The organism is Tabrizicola sp. (assembly GCF_034366665.1).
Taxonomy (GTDB): domain Bacteria; phylum Pseudomonadota; class Alphaproteobacteria; order Rhodobacterales; family Rhodobacteraceae; genus Tabrizicola.
In genome coordinates this window covers 1-16,790 of sequence record NZ_JAXMMF010000044.1, presented here as the reverse complement: position 1 = coordinate 16,790, position 16,790 = coordinate 1, and the positions used below count along the sequence as shown (strand labels likewise).

19 protein-coding genes are annotated in these 16,790 nt (G+C 67.3%); 8 read left to right on the top strand and 11 right to left on the bottom strand.

Annotated features, from left to right (window positions below; genetic code table 11):
• Positions 1–95: 95 nt before the first annotated feature.
• Positions 96–545: a hypothetical protein gene (locus U1E69_RS05880; protein ID WP_322243432.1), complete on the top strand. Its 450-nt coding sequence runs from the start codon at positions 96–98 to the stop codon at positions 543–545.
• 1 nt (position 546) lies between these two features.
• Here U1E69_RS05880 and dtd read toward each other — a convergent pair whose 3' ends face one another.
• The 4 genes from dtd to U1E69_RS05860 are packed head-to-tail and all read right to left on the bottom strand — an operon-like array spanning position 547 to position 3,274.
• Positions 547–990: a D-aminoacyl-tRNA deacylase gene (gene dtd, locus U1E69_RS05875; protein ID WP_322243431.1), complete on the bottom strand. Its 444-nt coding sequence runs from the start codon at positions 988–990 to the stop codon at positions 547–549.
• Positions 987–1,910: a carbohydrate kinase gene (locus U1E69_RS05870; protein ID WP_322243430.1), complete on the bottom strand. Its 924-nt coding sequence runs from the start codon at positions 1,908–1,910 to the stop codon at positions 987–989. Before U1E69_RS05870 ends, dtd begins: the two co-directional genes overlap by 4 nt.
• 40 nt (positions 1,911–1,950) lie before the next feature.
• On the bottom strand, positions 1,951–2,916 hold the full coding sequence (locus tag U1E69_RS05865; protein WP_322243429.1) for a phosphoribosylaminoimidazolesuccinocarboxamide synthase: 966 nt from the start codon (positions 2,914–2,916) through the stop codon (positions 1,951–1,953).
• A 49-nt stretch (positions 2,917–2,965) separates the two neighbouring features.
• Positions 2,966–3,274 carry a hypothetical protein gene (locus U1E69_RS05860; protein ID WP_322243428.1) on the bottom strand — a complete coding sequence of 103 codons (309 nt, stop codon included), beginning with the start codon at positions 3,272–3,274 and terminating at the stop codon, positions 2,966–2,968.
• Between the two features lie 181 nt (positions 3,275–3,455).
• Here U1E69_RS05860 and U1E69_RS05855 point away from each other — a divergent pair, with 181 nt between their 5' ends.
• Positions 3,456–3,590, top strand: coding sequence for an entericidin A/B family lipoprotein (locus tag U1E69_RS05855; protein ID WP_322243427.1), 135 nt, complete (start codon positions 3,456–3,458; stop codon positions 3,588–3,590).
• Between the two features lie 131 nt (positions 3,591–3,721).
• Positions 3,722–3,922, top strand: coding sequence for a hypothetical protein (locus U1E69_RS05850; protein WP_322243426.1), 201 nt, complete (start codon positions 3,722–3,724; stop codon positions 3,920–3,922).
• Between the two features lie 94 nt (positions 3,923–4,016).
• On the opposite strand, the gene U1E69_RS05845 is transcribed toward U1E69_RS05850, so the two are convergent.
• Positions 4,017–4,328, bottom strand: coding sequence for an antibiotic biosynthesis monooxygenase family protein (locus U1E69_RS05845; protein ID WP_322243425.1), 312 nt, complete (start codon positions 4,326–4,328; stop codon positions 4,017–4,019).
• Positions 4,329–4,416: 88 nt separating this feature from the next.
• Positions 4,417–6,216, bottom strand: coding sequence for a translation elongation factor 4 (lepA, locus tag U1E69_RS05840; RefSeq protein WP_322243424.1), 1,800 nt, complete (start codon positions 6,214–6,216; stop codon positions 4,417–4,419).
• 516 nt (positions 6,217–6,732) lie between these two features.
• On the opposite strand from lepA, the gene U1E69_RS05835 reads away from it, so the two are divergent.
• On the top strand, positions 6,733–7,041 hold the full coding sequence (locus U1E69_RS05835) for a hypothetical protein (RefSeq protein WP_322243423.1): 309 nt from the start codon (positions 6,733–6,735) through the stop codon (positions 7,039–7,041).
• Between the two features lie 240 nt (positions 7,042–7,281).
• On the opposite strand, the gene rpmB is transcribed toward U1E69_RS05835, so the two are convergent.
• The 3 genes from rpmB to meaB all read right to left on the bottom strand — a co-directional run bounded on the left by rpmB (position 7,282) and on the right by meaB (position 9,587).
• Entirely contained in the window at positions 7,282–7,569 is a 288-nt protein-coding gene (gene rpmB, locus U1E69_RS05830; protein WP_322243422.1) for a 50S ribosomal protein L28, read from the bottom strand.
• 237 nt (positions 7,570–7,806) lie between these two features.
• The gene (locus U1E69_RS05825) at positions 7,807–8,613 is read right to left on the bottom strand and encodes an alpha/beta hydrolase (protein ID WP_322243421.1); all 807 of its coding nucleotides are present in this window, start codon (positions 8,611–8,613) and stop codon (positions 7,807–7,809) included.
• On the bottom strand, positions 8,610–9,587 hold the full coding sequence (meaB, locus tag U1E69_RS05820; RefSeq protein ID WP_322243420.1) for a methylmalonyl Co-A mutase-associated GTPase MeaB: 978 nt from the start codon (positions 9,585–9,587) through the stop codon (positions 8,610–8,612). Before meaB ends, U1E69_RS05825 begins: the two co-directional genes overlap by 4 nt.
• A gap of 251 nt (positions 9,588–9,838) precedes the next feature.
• Here meaB and hrpB point away from each other — a divergent pair, with 251 nt between their 5' ends.
• The 3 genes from hrpB to U1E69_RS05805 all read left to right on the top strand — a co-directional run bounded on the left by hrpB (position 9,839) and on the right by U1E69_RS05805 (position 14,910).
• On the top strand, positions 9,839–12,445 hold the full coding sequence (gene hrpB, locus U1E69_RS05815; protein WP_322243419.1) for an ATP-dependent helicase HrpB: 2,607 nt from the start codon (positions 9,839–9,841) through the stop codon (positions 12,443–12,445).
• Positions 12,446–12,919: 474 nt separating this feature from the next.
• Positions 12,920–14,119, top strand: coding sequence for an MFS transporter (locus U1E69_RS05810; RefSeq protein ID WP_322243418.1), 1,200 nt, complete (start codon positions 12,920–12,922; stop codon positions 14,117–14,119).
• Positions 14,116–14,910, top strand: a complete 795-nt coding sequence (locus U1E69_RS05805) for an endo alpha-1,4 polygalactosaminidase (protein ID WP_322243417.1) — start codon at positions 14,116–14,118, stop codon at positions 14,908–14,910. Before U1E69_RS05810 ends, U1E69_RS05805 begins: the two co-directional genes overlap by 4 nt.
• A 33-nt stretch (positions 14,911–14,943) precedes the next feature.
• Here the strand turns inward: U1E69_RS05805 and U1E69_RS05800 are convergent, their stop codons facing one another.
• Both U1E69_RS05800 and U1E69_RS05795 read right to left on the bottom strand, forming a co-directional pair.
• The gene (locus U1E69_RS05800; protein WP_322243416.1) at positions 14,944–15,486 is read right to left on the bottom strand and encodes a cysteine hydrolase family protein; all 543 of its coding nucleotides are present in this window, start codon (positions 15,484–15,486) and stop codon (positions 14,944–14,946) included.
• The gene (locus U1E69_RS05795; protein WP_322243415.1) at positions 15,483–15,977 is read right to left on the bottom strand and encodes a DUF1993 domain-containing protein; all 495 of its coding nucleotides are present in this window, start codon (positions 15,975–15,977) and stop codon (positions 15,483–15,485) included. Before U1E69_RS05795 ends, U1E69_RS05800 begins: the two co-directional genes overlap by 4 nt.
• 94 nt (positions 15,978–16,071) lie before the next feature.
• On the opposite strand from U1E69_RS05795, the gene U1E69_RS05790 reads away from it, so the two are divergent.
• On the top strand, positions 16,072–16,665 hold the full coding sequence (locus tag U1E69_RS05790; protein ID WP_322243414.1) for a YdeI/OmpD-associated family protein: 594 nt from the start codon (positions 16,072–16,074) through the stop codon (positions 16,663–16,665).
• Positions 16,666–16,790 lie beyond the last annotated feature (125 nt).

Sequence of the window (16,790 nt, the reverse complement as noted above, 5' to 3'; positions counted from 1 at the left end):
GGATCGTTTCAAGGGATCGGAATATGAACTTTCGTTGGAGTCTGGCGGCATTGTTCGCAGCGTCTGTGGGCGGCGCAAACGCGCAGGAAAGCGAAGTGCTGTTTTCGCACAAGCATTGGCAGGTCTCCGTCGTCGGCTGGGATGACGGATCTATCGGCTGCGTGGCCGAAGTGACGGCCCCCGGCGAAAGCTTCTCGGTCTGGACCTTCCCGGACGGCGCGGTCCAGCTGCAGTTCTACTCCAGCGCCTGGTCCTTCGGCGAAGGCGAGACCGCCGATCTGGGTGTCCAGATCGACCGTCGCGCGCCGTGGAACCTGACGGGCGCCGAACTTTACCAGAACTCGGTCCTGTTCTACCTGCCCGACGACCAGGCGGGGGTGAACTTCATCAGCGAGGTTGCCCGCGGCAACCGGCTGTTCCTGCGCGATGCCGACGGGGCGGATGTGCAGAATTACTCGCTCGCCGGCTCCAGCGCCTCGATCGGCGCGCTGATCGAATGCGGCGAGGTGATCACCGATCCGACGCCGGGCAATCCGTTCAACTAGGCTAAAGCTGGTCGGTGTCCATCCAGATGGTCACCGGCCCGTCGTTCACCAGGCTGACCGCCATATCCGCCCCGAACCGGCCGTTCGCAACGGGAACGCCTTCCTTTTCAAGCGCTTGGGCGAAGTGACGATACAGCCGCTCACCCTCGACCGGGGGTGCGGCGGTGGAAAAGCCCGGTCGGTTGCCGCGCAGGTCAGCCGCCAGGGTGAACTGGCTGACCACCAGGACCGAGCCGCCAATTTCGCGGACCGACAGGTTCATCTTGCCCTGCTCGTCCTTGAAGATGCGCAACTTGGCGACCTTGGCGGCCAGTCTATCCGCCTGCACTTCGCTGTCGCCGGCCATTGCGCAGACAAGGATCAGCAGGCCCTTGCCGGTCTGGCCGACAAGCTCTTCACCAACATGGACCTGCGCCTCGGTGACCCTTTGCAGGACCGCCCTCACAGCTCGGCGGCCCAGGGCGGATTGGCGCCTGCGCGCGAGACAGTGACCGCCGCCGCGCGGGTTCCCAGCGTGAGGGCCGCCGTCAGGGTCGCGTCGGGAATGGCGGTAATCCCGGCCTTGGTCAGCGCCCCCGCCTGATGCAGGGCCGCCAGGACGCCGGCATTGAACGTGTCGCCTGCGCCCACGGTATCGACGACCGTAACCCTTTGTGCTGCAACAGAGATATCCTGAGTGGCCGTGACCGCCCGCGCCCCGTTCGCGCCTTCGGTGATGAAAACGACCTTCGGTCCGCGGGCCAGAATTCCCCGGGCCAACGCAGTCAGGTCGCCCTGCCCTTCCAGCCAGTGCAGGTCCTCGTCCGACAGCTTGACGATGTCCGCGCGGGCGATCATCCGCTCGATCCGGGCGCGGTATTCGGCCTCTTTCCCGGCAATGAAACCGGGGCGGATGTTGGGGTCGATCATGGTGACGCGAGTGCCGGATTCCCGGGCCTGGAGCGCCTCATAGGTGCTGGCGGCGGGGTCGTTCACCAGGCTGATGCCCCCCAGAAACAGCGTCGAAATGCTGTCCGGAAGCGTGGGCAGCTGGTCCTTGGACAGCATGCGACCCGCGGTCGCCTCGTCGTAGAACGCATAGGTCGCCTGTCCGTTCACCAGCTTGACGAAGGCCACCGTTGTCGGCCGGTCCGACCGCGCCAGATAGCGGGTGTCGACCTTCGATGCGGCCAGCGTGTCGGCCAGGATTTCCCCCAGCATATCATTGGAAACGCCCGAGAAAAACGCTGATGGTGCACCAAGTCTTCCCAGCGCGATCGCCGTGTTGAACACGGCTCCTCCGGCGTAAGGGGCGAAGCAGGACTCCCCCTCGGTCGAGGTCCGGGGGAGCATGTCGATCAGGGCTTCGCCGCAGCTGAGAATCATGTCTGGTCCCCCTTGTTTGGTTACTGTTAGCGCAAACAGGTCAGGCGGAGAAGAAGGGTGTCAGGTTGGTGCGGATGCGGTCGAGTGGGGTAGTCCCGGAGGTGTCGGGAACGAAGGGCTGTCCGGTGATCTTCTCGAAGGCGTCGATGTAGACCTGAGCAGTTTTCTCGATCATTTCCAAGGGGATATCCGGGATCTGGTCCTTGTAGGGATCGCAGCGCGCCACGACCCAGGAGCGGATGACATCCTTGTCGAAACTTGGGGGCCGGGTGCCAGATTTCAGAGCGTTTTCATAGCCTTCCGCGATCCAGTAGCGACTGGAATCGGGGGTGTGAATCTCGTCGGCCAGAAGGATGTTGCCCTCGGCATCAGTGCCGAACTCGTATTTGGTGTCTACAAGGATAAGCCCTTGTTTTTGCGCCATTTCCTGACCCCTGGCGAACAGGGCCAGGGCTTTGGCGCTGACTTCGTCCCACTGGGCCTTGGTTAACAGGCCGGACTGCAGGATTTCGGCAGCGGTCAGGGGCTCATCATGACCACCGTCGAAGGCTTTCGACGTAGGGGTGATGATGGCTTTGGGCAGCAGTTCGTTGTCCCGCAGACCGTCCGGCAGGGTGTGGCCGTACATCGTCCGCGCCCCGGCCTTGTACTGCGTCAGGATCGAGGTCGAGGTGGTGCCCGCAAGGTAGCCGCGGACCACGACTTCCACCGGCAGGATCGTCACGCGCTTGCAGTGGACGGTATTGGGGTCGGGGTAGCCAAGGACGTGGTTCGCGGCGATGTCGCCCGTGTGGTCGAACCAGTGGCGGGCGAGCTGGGTCAGGACCTGGCCCTTCCAGGGGATCACGGCAAGTATCTGATCAAACGCGGAAATCCGGTCGGAGGAGATCAGAAGCCGGGTGCCGTCGGGCAGGTCATAGCAATCACGGACCTTGCCGAAATAGGGGTTCGGCAGCTCTGCAATCCGCGCGTGCGGAAGAGAGCGGGAAAGGTCGATCTGTCGCATGGCAGGCCCCCGGTTCGGTGCCTGCTTCTTGGGGGTTTTGCCTAACGAGTCAAGGCTGCTTTGGGCAGTCAAGGCTGCCCCGCATCTCGCCACTGTCGCCCTGCAGGGTGGCCTCGCGCAGCTTGCAGCCGGTCACGCGGGGGATAAGCTCGATCATCGTGGCACGGATTTCCTGGTGCTGACCGCGTGTGGCGTAACCCAGGCGGATAACCTCCACCCGCTCACCCTTCTGGAAGACGGTATAGTCCCTTCCGTTAAGGTTTACGTCGGTCCGGGTCGCGCCGAAGAATTCGGGGGCCGGGGAGGCCCCGCAGGCGGCGAGAAAGACAAGCAGGATCAGAGGGATGAGGTGTTTCATGGCCTCAGGGTGACAGAGGATGGTTAACAGGGGGTTAATCGTATGGCTTCGGTATGGCTTTGGTATGGATTGCGTCCATACGCCCGGCCAGACCGGTGGACGCCAACCTTACCTTAGCGGCCGCGGGAACGGGACGCGGATTGGCGGGTTGTCGAAGGGAACCTAAAGAAGGACTGACCCCATGACCAAAGCCATCGCACTTCTTGCCCTTCTGGGCCTTGTCGCCTGTGAGACCGTCCAGGGGGCCGGTCAAGACCTGGAGAACGCCGGTGAGGTGATCCAGAACGAAGCGCAGGAAACGCAGAACGAGATGTAAGCACATCACCGCCGTTTTCGGCACACCGGGTGGGTGGAGAGCCGCCGACCCGGCGCTGCCTGCCGCGTTCCCCAATGCACAGCGCAAAGGGAGCGGGCAGGATCGGTTTTGCAACCTTGGAGGGTGATGTGATGAAGACTGTGAAGCTTTTCGGCCTGCTACCTTTAGCCGTTGCCCTGTCGGGGTGTCTGAACACCGACACTGAACGCGGCCTTGCCGGTGCCGCAGGCGGTGCGGTGATCGCCGACGTGACCGGCGGGAACGCTGTGACCGGGGCGGTCATCGGTGGCGCGGCAGGGGTGTTCTGCGACGACCTTGGGGTGTGCCGGTAGGGTTTGAGGCCCACGAAGCGGTGGAAGCAGGGTAGGAAACTGCCCTGCTTTGTTCACCCTTCGCTTTCCAGTTTAACCGTCGTGCTGCCGGTTCTTAAGGAAAGCTTTCGTCGATCCGTTCCACCTGTCGGCTGATCACGTTGTCGATCACGACATTGGATAAGAGTTTCGGACCGACCTTCCAAAGCGCGCTCATGTGGTCGGTGTCTTCGTGACGGCGATGCGCGGCTTCGTCGGTGAAGGCCTCGGCCAGAAGGATGCGGTCGGGGTGGTCCGGCATCGGGACCAGCTCGATATAAAGGCAATCCGGGTCGAGGCGGCTTTTGCGCAGGTGGTCCTGCGCTGCGTCAAGGTATTCGGCGCGGCGGCCGGGCTTCGTGGTGAAAAAACCGACGATGATCTTCATGGCCTGTCCTATCCCATCTGGGGCGTGGATGGACCGAAGTTTGGGGCGGATTGCCGGACCCGTCCAGCGGCTGAAGAGGTCCGCGCGATCAGGAATCCATCTTCAAGGCCGCAATGAACGCTTCCTGCGGGATCTCGACCTTGCCGAACTGGCGCATCTTCTTCTTGCCGGCCTTCTGCTTCTCCAGAAGCTTCTTCTTCCGCGTCGCGTCGCCGCCGTAGCACTTGGCAGTCACGTCCTTGCGCATGGCGGACAGGGTCTCACGCGCGATCACGCGGCCGCCGATCGCGGCCTGGATCGGGATCTTGAACATGTGGCGGGGGATCAGGTCTTTCAGCTTCTCGACCATCGAGCGCCCGCGCGCCTCGGCGCGGTCGCGGTGGACCATCATCGACAGGGCGTCGACGGGTTCGTCGTTCACCAGGATCGACATCTTCACCAGGTGATCCTCGCGGTATTCGCTGATCGTGTAGTCGAAGCTGGCGTAGCCTTTGGTCACCGATTTCAGGCGGTCGTAGAAGTCGAACACCACTTCGGCCAGGGGCAGGTCGTATTCCACCATCGCGCGCTGGCCGGCGTAGGTGAGGTTCAGCTGGATGCCGCGGCGGTCCTGGCAAAGCTTCAGGATGTCGCCGAGGTATTCGTCGGGGACCATGATCGTGGCCCTGATCCGGGGTTCCTCGATATGGTCGACGTAGGTCAGATCGGGCATGTCGGCGGGGTTGTGGAGGTCGATGACCTCGCCGTCCTTCATGTAAAGTTTGAAGACCACGGAAGGCGCGGTGGTGATGAGGTCGAGGTCGTATTCGCGTTCCAGCCGGTCGCGGATGACTTCAAGGTGCAGAAGGCCGAGGAAGCCGCAGCGGAAGCCGAAGCCGAGGGCGGCGCTGGTTTCCATCTCGGTAGAGAAGGAGGCGTCGTTCAGCGACAGCTTCTCGATGGCGTCGCGGAGGGCCTCGAAGTCGTTGGCATCGACGGGGAAGAGGCCGCAGAAGACGACGGGGACCGAGGGTTTGAAGCCGGGAAGCGGCGTGTCGCAGCCGCGCCGTTCGTGGGTGATGGTGTCGCCGACCTTGGTGTCGCGGACCTGCTTGATCGAGGCGGTGAAGATGCCGATCTCGCCGGGCCCAAGTTCGGGGATGTCGACCATCTGGGGCTTCAGGACGGCCAGTTTGTCGATCCCGTAGACCGCGTTGGTCTGCATCATGCGGACGCGGTCGCCCTTTTTCATCACGCCGTCCATGATCCGCACCATGACGACGACGCCAAGGTAGGCGTCATACCAGCTGTCGACGAGCATCGCCTTCAGGGGCGCGTTGCGGTCGCCTTTCGGGGCGGGAAGGCGGTGGACGATCGCCTCCAGCACGTCGGGGATGCCAAGGCCGGTCTTGGCCGAGATTTCGATGGCGTCCGAGGCGTCGAGGCCGATCACGTCCTCGATGTTCTGCTTGACGCGGTCGGGTTCGGCGGCTGGGAGGTCGATCTTGTTCAGGACCGGCACGATCTCATGCCCCGCGTCGAGGGCCTGATAGACGTTGGCAAGCGTCTGCGCCTCGACGCCCTGCGACGCAGCCCCCACCAGAAGCGAGCCTTCGACGGCGCGCATGGAGCGGGAGACTTCGTAGGCAAAGTCGACGTGGCCGGGGGTGTCGATAAGGTTCAGGATGTAGGTCTTGCCGTCCTTGGCCGGGTATTCGATCCGGACGGTGTTGGCCTTGATCGTGATGCCGCGTTCGCGTTCGATGTCCATCGAATCCAGCATCTGCGCCTTCATGTCGCGCGCAGCCACCGTGCCGGTCAACTGAATGAGCCGGTCGGCGAGGGTGGATTTGCCGTGGTCGATGTGGGCCACGATGGAGAAGTTGCGGATCTGGGAAAGCTCGGTCATGCGCCCGCATATAGCTTAGGGCGCGGGGGCCGGGAAGGGCTTATGCGGAAAGGAAAAGCGGGGGAGTGTTGACGGGCGGGCCGCGGGTCCGGACGGTTGCGCCGCGAACCTGGGAAATGGGGGGCGCAGGGGTCGAACGACCTGGCCGGGGGGCGGGGGAGGGCTTCGGCAGGTGAGGCGGCGCTGGCGGCGCAAGGATGGGGGTCGGCAGGTCCATTTCCACTTTCGAGGAAGTGCCGGTTCTGAGGCGTTGGGAGCACGGATTGCACCCGCAGGGTCCGGGTGGGACCGGGCGATTGACGATTGGGCTGGGAACCAGACGCAACTCCGGGCCAACACCCGATGTTGTGGCGGGACAGCGCAGCGCCACGAAGTGTTGCGGAATTTTGCCGATCTGGGCAACTATCTGAAACGGCTTGATAAATTCGCTTGGACTTGGCATTATTCCGCCTACACAATGACCGGCAGTGGAACGGGTGCCCAACCCGACATGCCCGGCAAATGAGGCAGAGCGAAATGAAATCCATCTTGTTTGCGGCCGCCGTGGCCGCGTCGTGTGTAGTGATGCCTGGCGCGGCAAGTGCCGGCCCGATCGAGCGGGCCTGCATGGCCTCGGACCGGGGCGGGAACCGGTCGCTATGCGGATGCATCCAGCAGGCGGCGGACATGACGCTGTCAGGCGGCGACCAGAGGCGGGCGGCGAAGTTCTTCAAGGACCCAGAGGCGGCGCATGCGACCTGGACTTCGCAGTCGAAGTCGGACGACGCCTTCTGGGACCGCTACAAGAGCTTTGGCCAGACGGCTCAGGCCTATTGCGCCGGCTGATCCCTGGGCCGGTGCGGTGGGCGGATCGCCCACCCTACTCCTGCGCGGTTGGGGGGAATCTGGGATCACGTGCCTGATGCGGAAGGTGGGCGGATCGCCCACCCTACGGGCTGTCATCTGGCAGACCGTCGGCCCGCCTTGCCCGGGCGTAGGGTGGGCAATCTGCCCACCGACCGGATGAAACGCGAAAGGCCCCGCCTTCATCACGAAGGCGGGGCCTTTTCAATCGCGACAGACGGATCAGGCCGCGGCTTGTGCCTTGGCGATGTCCTTCTTGATCTTCTGTGCGGCGGTCGACAGTTCGTCGTCCTTGGCCTTCGCCAGATAGGCGTCCAGACCCCCGCGGTGGTCGACCGAGCGCAGCGCCGCAGCGGTGACGCGCAGCTTGAACGACTGGCCGAGCACGTCGGAGATCATGGTCACTTCGTTCAGGTTCGGGAGGAACCGACGGCGGGACTTGTTGTTGGCGTGGGAGACGGTGTTGCCGGACATCGGCCCCTTGCCGGTAAGTTCGCAGACGCGCGACATTCTGGTGTTCCTTCGGTTCGTCAAAAACGGAAGAAGGCGGGGAATCCCCAGCCCTCGAATTCGATTGAGGGCGTGTAAGGGGAATCCCGGGCGGCGTCAAGCGGTCAGGCGGGTGGAACAGCACGGGAAAACGGCGCGGCGTCCGGTCGGGGCATTCGGGGCCGCCGCTGGCAGTGGAGGTCCGGAGGATCGCGCTGATCTTCCGCGTCAGAGGTAGGGTGGGCGGTATCGCCCACCCTACTCCTCGGCAAGCCTTTCGGCGCAGGCCAGCGCGCGTTCGGCCGCTTCTGTCCGGCCCCGCGCGAGACAGGCCTTGGCACGGAAATGCCAGTACCGGCTGGAGCTCGCACGAAGCGCGCGGTGCAGCCGGGTGATGGCCGGAGCGGAAATGCCGCCATCAAGGCTGAGCGACTGAAGCGCAGGGAAGCCTCCGCCGGCGCGGATGGCCTGCGTGGCCGGGTGGCCTCCGAACATGCAGGCCGCAGGAACCATGCATGGCATGGTCCGCGTGACCAGCCGCGCATGAATCCGGTCAAGCGGGTGAGAAGGATCGAAGACCACGGCACCCTGCAGATCCGGTTTGCCGTATCGAGAGAGGTCGCCCAGGGACGCGTCATACTGCCCGGCCTCGCGATAGCGGCGCTCCTCGGGAATCAGCGCCCGGTCCAGGGTGAACTGGGGCGAGATCACAAGCGCCTGGGTCAGGTCCAGCGCCGCGGCATAGCGCAAGGCCGCATAGCCCCCCATCGAATAGCCGATGGCGCGGACTTCGGTGAAGCCGGGACGCAAGGCGCGAAGCGCGGCGACCAGCGCTTCGGTCTCTGGGTTGAGATACCAGTCGTTCCAGCGCGACTGCAGGTGCAGATGCGCCATTCCGCGCTTGATTGCCTGGCGCACCGGCGGGTCGTCGGTGAACTGGCCAGGCTCGTCGATGCGCTGGCGGAAGGTGACATAGAGGACCGTGCTGTCGCCCGGCGGGCGGGTGAGACGGGCGCGCAGGTGGTCGCCGTCGAACAGGGTTTCTGTCGTGTAGGCCCCCTTCACCGCCCGCGACCGAGAAGTTCGAGCATACGGGAGGCGGCGGCCTCGGGCGTCAGGTCCCCCGCCGCGACGCGGTCGCCGAGGCTGGTCATCAGGCCCTTTTGCGGCTCGCGGTTCAGCGCGGCGAGCAGGCCCTGGCGGACCTCTTCCTGGAACCAGTGGCGCGCCTGGGTGGCACGGCTGCGGTCCCAGTGGCCCTGCGTCTTGCGCCAGGCGACCAGGGTCTGCATCTCGTCCCAGGCCTGGGTCAGGCCTTCATCTACCAGGGCCGAGACCGGGAGCGCCTTGGGAAAGCCCCTGGGGTCCTGCGGGCGGCGGCGGAGCAGGTGAAGCGCCCCGGCGTAGTCGGCCACTGTGCGCAGCGCGGCGGGTTTGAGGTCGCCGTCCGCCTTGTTGACCAGGATGAGATCGGCCATCTCCATGATGCCGCGTTTCACGCCTTGCAACTCATCCCCCCCCGCCGGGGCGAGGAGAAGGAGGAAGAGGTCGCTCAGTTCCGCGACCACGGTTTCCGATTGGCCGACGCCCACGGTTTCGATCAGGACGATGTCGAAGCCTGCCGCTTCGCACAGGGCCACGGCCTCGCGCGTGCGGCGGGCGACGCCGCCCAGCTGGCTTTGGCTGGGGGATGGGCGGATGAAGGCGTTCGGGTCGCGCGACAGATGCTCCATCCGGGTCTTGTCGCCGAGGATCGAGCCGCCGGAGCGGGAGGACGAGGGATCGACGGCAAGGACGGCGACCTTCAGGCCCTGGGCGGTCAGCATCAGGCCGAAGGTTTCGATGAAGGTGGATTTGCCCACCCCCGGCGTGCCGGAGAGGCCGATGCGCAGCGCCTGGGGACCCGAGCGGAGCGCGTCCAGAAGTGCCAGCGCCTCGGCCCGGTGGTCGGCGCGGGCGCTTTCGACCAGCGTGATGGCGCGGGCAAGCGCCCGGCGGTCCCCGGCGCGGATCAGGCGGGCGCGTTCTTCGGTGTCCATCCGGTCCCTCGTTTCCTGTCTTATTGCCGGAACGAAGCGGGCTTGGCGAGGGGGGTGTCGTCAAGCGGTGCGCCGGTCGGGGCGGTTTCTTGGCGGAGCGCGTTCCGCGCGAAGGCCTTTTGTCTCGCCGCTCTGCGCGTGAAGGACGCGCACAGCGGCTCGGATATGCCTCTGGCGGGGATATTTGGGCAAGTGTGAAAGGTGGGGGGGTGGGTCTGGTCTTGGCCGGGGAGCCTTGCGATAAGCGGGGGATGGTCGATCTGCCGGTTTCCCATGTCCTGCCCGAGCTTGCCGAGGCGCTGGCCTTGCGCGGGATGGCGGTGTTGCAGGCGCCCCCGGGGGCGGGCAAGACGACTTTGGTGCCCTTGGACCTGCTGGCGCGGGGGGTGGTGCAGGGCCGCATCCTGATGCTGGAGCCGCGGCGGCTGGCGGCGCGGGCGTCGGCCGAGCGGATGGCGGAGACGCTGGGCGAACCCGTGGGGCGGACGGTGGGCTACCGCATCCGGGGCGAGGCGAAGGTCTCGGGCGCCACGCGGATCGAGGTGGTGACCGAGGGTATCCTGACGCGGATGCTGCAGTCCGATCCGGAGCTGGCGGGCGTCGGGCTGGTGATCTTCGACGAATTCCACGAGCGGTCGCTGAACGCGGACCTGGGGCTGGCGTTGTGCCTGGAAGTGCGGGGGGCGCTGCGGGAGGATTTGAAGCTTCTGGTCATGTCGGCCACGCTGGATGCGGGGCCGGTGGCGGCGCTGATGGGTGGGGCGCCGGTCGTGACCTCGGCAGGGCGGGCCTTTCCGGTCGAGACACGGTGGCTGCCGCGCGCGCCCGATGCCTCGATGCGGCTGGAGGCGGTGGTCGCGGGGGCGGTGAAGGGCGCGCTGGAGGAGACTGAGGGCGGCGTCCTGGTCTTCCTGCCGGGGGAAGGCGAGATCCGGCGGGTGGAGGCTCTCTTGCGCGATCTGCCGGGGGTGGCGGTGCGGCCCCTGTTCGGCGCGATGGACTTTGCGGCGCAGCGCGCGGCACTGGCCCCGGCCGAGGGGCGGAAGGTCGTGCTGGCGACGTCGATTGCCGAGACCTCGCTGACCCTGCCGGATATCCGCGTCGTCGTGGATGCAGGCCGGGCGCGGCGGGCGCGGTTCGATCCGAACTCGGGCATGTCGCGGCTGGTGACGGAACGCGTGACGAAGGCCGAGGCCGAGCAGCGTCGGGGCCGCGCCGGTCGGGTGGCCGAAGGGGTGTGCTACCGGCTGTGGACCAAAGGCGAGGAAGGCGGGCTGGCCCCCTACCCCCCCTCCGAGATCGAAGTGGCGGACCTGGCGGGGCTGGCCCTGGAGCTGGCGCTGTGGGGCGGGGCGGACCTGCCCTTCCTGACGCCGCCGCCGGCCGGGCCACTGGCTGAAGCGCGGGCGCTGTTGCACGGTCTGGGCGCGCTGGACGCGAAGGGCCATATCACGGCGCACGGGCGGGCGCTGGCGGGGCTGCCGCTGCACCCCCGGCTTGCGCATATGCTGGCCGTCGCAGGGCCGGAGGCGGCGACCCTGGCGGCCTTGCTGGCCGAGCGCGATCCCTTGCGGGGGGCGGGGCCGGACCTGACCTTGCGCATGCAGGCGGTGGCGCGGCCGGGACCTGAGGCGGATCGGAGCGTGGTGGAGCGCATCCGGACCGAGGCCAAGCGGCTGGCGGCGGCCGCGCAGGGGCTGGCGGGACGCTCCCCTTCCCCTGCCCTTGTCGCAGACGCACAGCCCGGGGGCGATACGGCTGACCGGCCCGGCCAAGGGGCCGGGTTGACGGGTCTTTCGGGCGGATCGGGGGGGCAGACTGCGGCGGCGGGCCAGAAGGCGGGCCAGAAGGCGGGCCAGAAAGCGGGCGGGGGCGGGTCATTTGCCCGGCGAGAGAGAGGCCGTACCGGCTTTAGCCTCGCCGAGATGGCGGCGCTGGCTTATCCGGACAGGATCGGTCTGCGTCGGAAGGGCGAGGCGCCGCGCTGGGTCCTGTCGGGGGGCAAGGGGGCGGCGATGGCAGCGGGGCTTGGCCTGTCGGGGGCGCGGCTGATCGTGGCGACCGATCTGGATGGCGACGCGCGCGAGGCCACGGTGCGGCAGGCGGTGGCGATCAGCGAAGCGGAACTGCGCGGCCTTTACGCCGACCGCATCGCCTGGGTCGAGGTCTGCGAGTGGTCCAGGCGCGAGGGCCGCGTCGTCTCGCGGCGGCAAGAGCGGCTGGGGGCGCTGGTGCTGGACGACCGGCATTGGGAGGCCCCGGCTGCGGCGGTTGCGCGGGCGGCACTGGACGGCGTGCGGGCGCTGGGCCTGCCGTGGACGGTGGCGGCGCGGCGTCTGCGGGCGCGGGCGCGGCTGGCACGGCGGGACGACTGGCCGGGGGTGGAGGACGCCGACCTGCTGGCCAGCGCCGAGGACTGGCTTTTGCCGCATCTGACCGGCGTGAAGACCGAGGCGGATCTTCGCAGCCTTGATCTGGTCCCCGCGGTTCAGGGACTGTTGGGCTGGGACCGGCTGGCCGAGATGGACCGGCTGGCCCCGGCAAGCTTCGAGACTCCACTCGGCCGGAAAATCCCGATCGACTATGACGGAGAGGCCCCGGCAATCGAGGTGCGTCTGCAAGAGATGTTCGGGGTCACCGTCCATCCCGTGGTAGGTCTGGGGCGGATGCCGATCCGGGTGACGCTGTTGTCGCCCGCGCGGGCTCCGGTCCAGGTGACGACGGACCTGCCGCGGTTCTGGGCAACCTCTTATGCCGATGTGCGCAAGGACATGCGTGGGGCCTATCCGCGCCACCCCTGGCCCGAGGACCCGACACAGGCGGAACCGACGCTGAAGGCGAAACCGCGCGGCACGTGAGGTTGGGTCGCGTTGCGGGCGTGAGTGGGGCCGTCCCGATCTGTGCCTGGGACAGGTGGATGCCCTGCGCAGGCCGGTGGCGGCAGCGGATCGGCGTTTATCCAAAGCCTGGGTTACGCCTAGAGTGCGGGGCCACCCGCCCGGACAAAGAGACTGGGGTCGCTGGCACTGCGCAGCGCGGTCGGCGGGTGGGGACGACCGACGCGCCGGGCAGCGGGGGACGCGGAACCGGTCGGGCGGCTGCCGTGCGGGGCGGGCTGGTGCGAACGGGGGCCTTTCGGTCACGTGCCTTGGCCGGGCGGGCCTTAGGTCAGGGTCATGGCAACACCGTCGTCCCCGACATCGCACGGGCGGGGGGGCGTCCAGCGACGGGGTGAAACTTCCTTTCAGCCCTGCAACACGGATTGATCGGCGCGGCCTTTCCCCGGCCCGGCGCGTGCAATATGACGGCCGCCAACAAACGAGAGGCGGATCATGCAGGTGGATAGCCAGGCGCGGCGCGCGCGGTGGGCGGTGGCGGCGATGTTCCTGGCCAACGGCTTCGTCATGGGGGCCTGGGCGCCGCAGATCCCGCTTCTGATGCCGCGCCACGACGTCACTGAATCCGCGCTGGGCCTTTTGATCCTGGTCCTGGGGTTGGGCGCGGTCACGGCGATGCTCTTCGCCGGGCGGCTGATCAGCCTGTACGGCGGGCGGCGGGTGCTGTCCCTGTTCTCGCTGGCGCTGATCCCGGTGCTGCCGATGGTGGTCTTTTCGCCGAACCTGTGGGTGCTGGCGCTGTTCATGGCGGTCTTCGGCGCGATGGCGGGCTGCATGGACGTGGCGATGAACGCGCAGGCCGTGGTGATCGAGCGGCGGTTGCAGAAGGCGATCATGTCCTCGTCGCACGGGTTCTGGAGCCTGGGTGGCTTCATCGGCGGGTCGGCCGGGGCCTGGGTCATCGCGCATTGGGGGTCCGAGGTGCAGTCGCTGCTGACCGCAGGCATGGTCGCGGTGATCGTCGTGGCGGCGATGCCCTTCCTCTTGCCCGAAGAGCCGAAGCCCGTGGTCGCCGAGGCTACCCCCGCGCCGAGAACGAAGCTTTTCCCCAAGGACTTTCACGTCTGGCTGCTGGGCTTCCTGGCGTTGGCCTCGATGGTGCCGGAGGGCGCAATCCTGGATTGGGCGGCGATCTACATGCAGAAGGAGCTGGGATCGGATGTCTTCGTCTCGGGCCTTGGGTTTGCGTTCTTTGCCGGGGCGATGGCGCTGATGCGTTTTCTGGGCGACACGGTCCGCAACCGGTTCGGCGCGGTGCGGACGTTGCGCGTCTCGGGCTGGCTGGGGGCCGCAGGGATGATGGGCGGTGCGGTCGCGACCGAAGCGTGGATGGTGATCGTCAGCTTCTTTGTGGCCGGGCTTGGGATCGCCAACATGGTGCCGATCCTGTTCTCGGCCGCTGGCAACCACCCGCGCCTGCCCTCGGCCAGCGCGATTTCGATCGTCACGATGGTGGGTTACTGCGGCATTCTGGTCGCGCCGTCGTCCATCGGCTTTGTGGCCGAGCATGTGGGCTTCCGGCCGACCTATGCGGGGCTGGCGCTGGTCCTGGTGCTGGTGGCGCTGCTTGCGGCACGGGCGGCGGATGCGGACGGGACGAAGGTCCTGACCCCGGCGGAGGGCCAGCCTGCGTGAGGCGGCTGGCGGCAGCGCTGCTGGGCGTGCTGCTGGGGGCGCTGCTGGGGGCGGGGGCTGCCTCGGCCGAGGGGCCGTTGCCCCCCGGTGCGGTGGCGGACTACCAACTGGGTGGGGGGTATCCTCCTGCCCCGGGGGTGACGGTGGTGGTGCGCGACAGCACCGATACGCCGGCGCCGGGGCTTTTCAATATCTGTTACGTGAACGGGTTCCAGACCCAGCCTGGCGCCGACTGGCCAGAGGCGCTGCTGCTGCGCGGTCCGGACGGTGCGCCGCTGGCCGATCCGGGCTGGCCGGACGAATTTCTGCTGGACATCTCGACGCCCGACCTGAGGGCAGCGAACCTGAAGCGGCTGCGTCCGACGCTGCAGGCTTGCGCGGACAAGGGGTTCGACGCGGTGGAGTTCGACAATCTGGACAGCTTCACCCGCTCGGGCGGGGGGCTGGACGAGGGGGACGCGCTGGCCTTTGCCGCGCTTCTGGTCAAGGAGGCGCGTGATCTGGGCCTCGCCGCGGGGCAGAAGAACACCGCCGAACTGGCGGCAGAGGGGCGCGACCAGGCGGGGTTCACCTTTGCGGTGACCGAGGCATGCCACCGCTGGGACGAATGCGCGGCCTTCACGTCGGTCTACGGTGCGGGACAGGTTCTGGGGATCGAATACGCCGACGATCTGCGGGGCAGCTTTGCCGAGACCTGCGCCAACCCCGACCGGCCTGGAAGCCTGATCCTGCGGGACCGGATGCTTTTACCCGCCGGAGCGAAGGGCCATGTGTTTGGCACCTGCCCCTGAGAAGGCGGGCGAATCGCCCGCCCACGGGGCGCTTCAGGCCGCAAGCGCTTCGACGGTGGTCAGCGTGGCGAAATCGGCGCCCAGAAGGGACAGGGTGACGCGGAAGATCGTGCCTGCGTCGATCTGGCCGCCGTCGTGGGCGGGAAGGTCGAAGCCCAGAAGCGCGTCCTGCGGCAACAGGACCCTGTAGCCAAGATCCGAGGCCTGCCGGACGGTGGAGGTCACGCAGAAGGCGGCGACCGCCCCGGAAACCACCAGTTCGGTGATCCCTTGCACCCTGAGATGCTGATCAAGCCCGGTGCCGTGGAAGGCCGAAGAACCCTGTTTCCAGAACACCATCTCGGTGTCCTGCGGGACGGCGCAGGGCATCGGCTCGCCCCCGGGAGCGCCCTTGCGGAAGGGGGAATCGGCGTGGGGATCGTCGTGCAGGACATGGATCACCGGCATCCCCCTGCCCCGCGCATGGGCCAGCAGGGCTGCGATGCGGCCGGGCGCATCGGGCGTCGCGGTGGGGCGGCCCGCACGGATGCGGTCGGCCATTCCCTGTTGCATGTCGATGACCAGGACGGCTCTCATGGCGCGCCCATGTAGTCGCGTTTGCCCAGGTCGATGCCGTTGTGGCGCAGGATGTCGTAGGCGGTGGTGATGTGGAAGAAGAACTGCGGCAGGGCATAGAAGGACAGGAATTCGTCGCCCTTCAGCACCATGTCGTGGCCTCCGGCCTTGAAATGCACCTCGCGCGTGTCGGCATGGGCGAAATCGGCGGCCTGGAAGCTGCCCATGTAGCCGCGCGCCGCGGCGATGCGGTCCCTCAGCTCGGCAAAGCTGGTTTCCGTGTCCGGGAAGCCCTTGGGGTCCTGCCCCGCCAGCCGGGCCGTGCCGCGGGCGGCGAAGTCGCAGGCCAGCTGGACCTGGCGGGTGAAGGGGAACATGTCGGGAAAGAGCCGGGCGGCAAGGATCACCTCGGGCTTGATCTTCCGGGCCTCGCAATGCGCCTCGGCCTTGTCGAGGATGGTGGACAGGGCGGACAGAAACCGGTCGAAGACGGCGACGGAACGGCGGTGCATGGGGGCCTCCTTAAGGTTTGGTCCGGACCGTAGACCTTCGGTTGGCGGGCGTCGAGGGGTGGACTGACGCCGGGGCGGCCCTAGCTTTTCCACGATGATCCGGACCGAGACCTTCCCGATGATCGAATGCCCGGACGCGGGCACGCTTTGGCGCTGGCTGGAGGCCAACCATGCGCAGCCGGGGTCGGTCTGGCTGGTGACGTGGCTGAAGCGACCGGGCGCGCCCTATCTGTCGCGGGAGGCGGTGCTGGACGCGCTTTTGGCCTGGGGCTGGATCGACGGCATCCGGCGGGCGCAGGGCTACCTCGGGCAGGACGGGCCGGGCGAGGGGCGCACGATGCAGCTGATCTCGCCCCGCAGGCACCAGCGCTGGACGGCGACCTACCGCGCCCGGGCCGAGCGGTTGGTGGCCGAGGGCCGGATGGCCGCCCCGGGACTGGCGGCAATGGCGGCGGCGCGGACCGCTGGGACCTGGGAGGCAGACCCGGAGGTCGATGCGCTGGCGATGCCAGAAGACCTTGCCCAGGCCCTGGGGCCTTTGACTGCGGTGTTCGAGCGCTTCCCGACTAGCCACCGCCGCAACGTGCTGCGCTGGATCGCCGGGGCGAAGACAGCCCCGACCCGGGCGAAGCGGATCGGGATGGTTGCCGATCTTGCGCGGCAGGGAAAGCGGGTGCCGCAGTTCTGAGACCGGCAGGCGAGACTCGTCGATGACTTCGTCACTCCTCGCCGGGCCACCGACGAGGAGACGAAGTCGAACGAGGAGGCGTCAGTCGCGACGCCCGTGCCGGATCGCCTCGAGCGCCGTCTCCC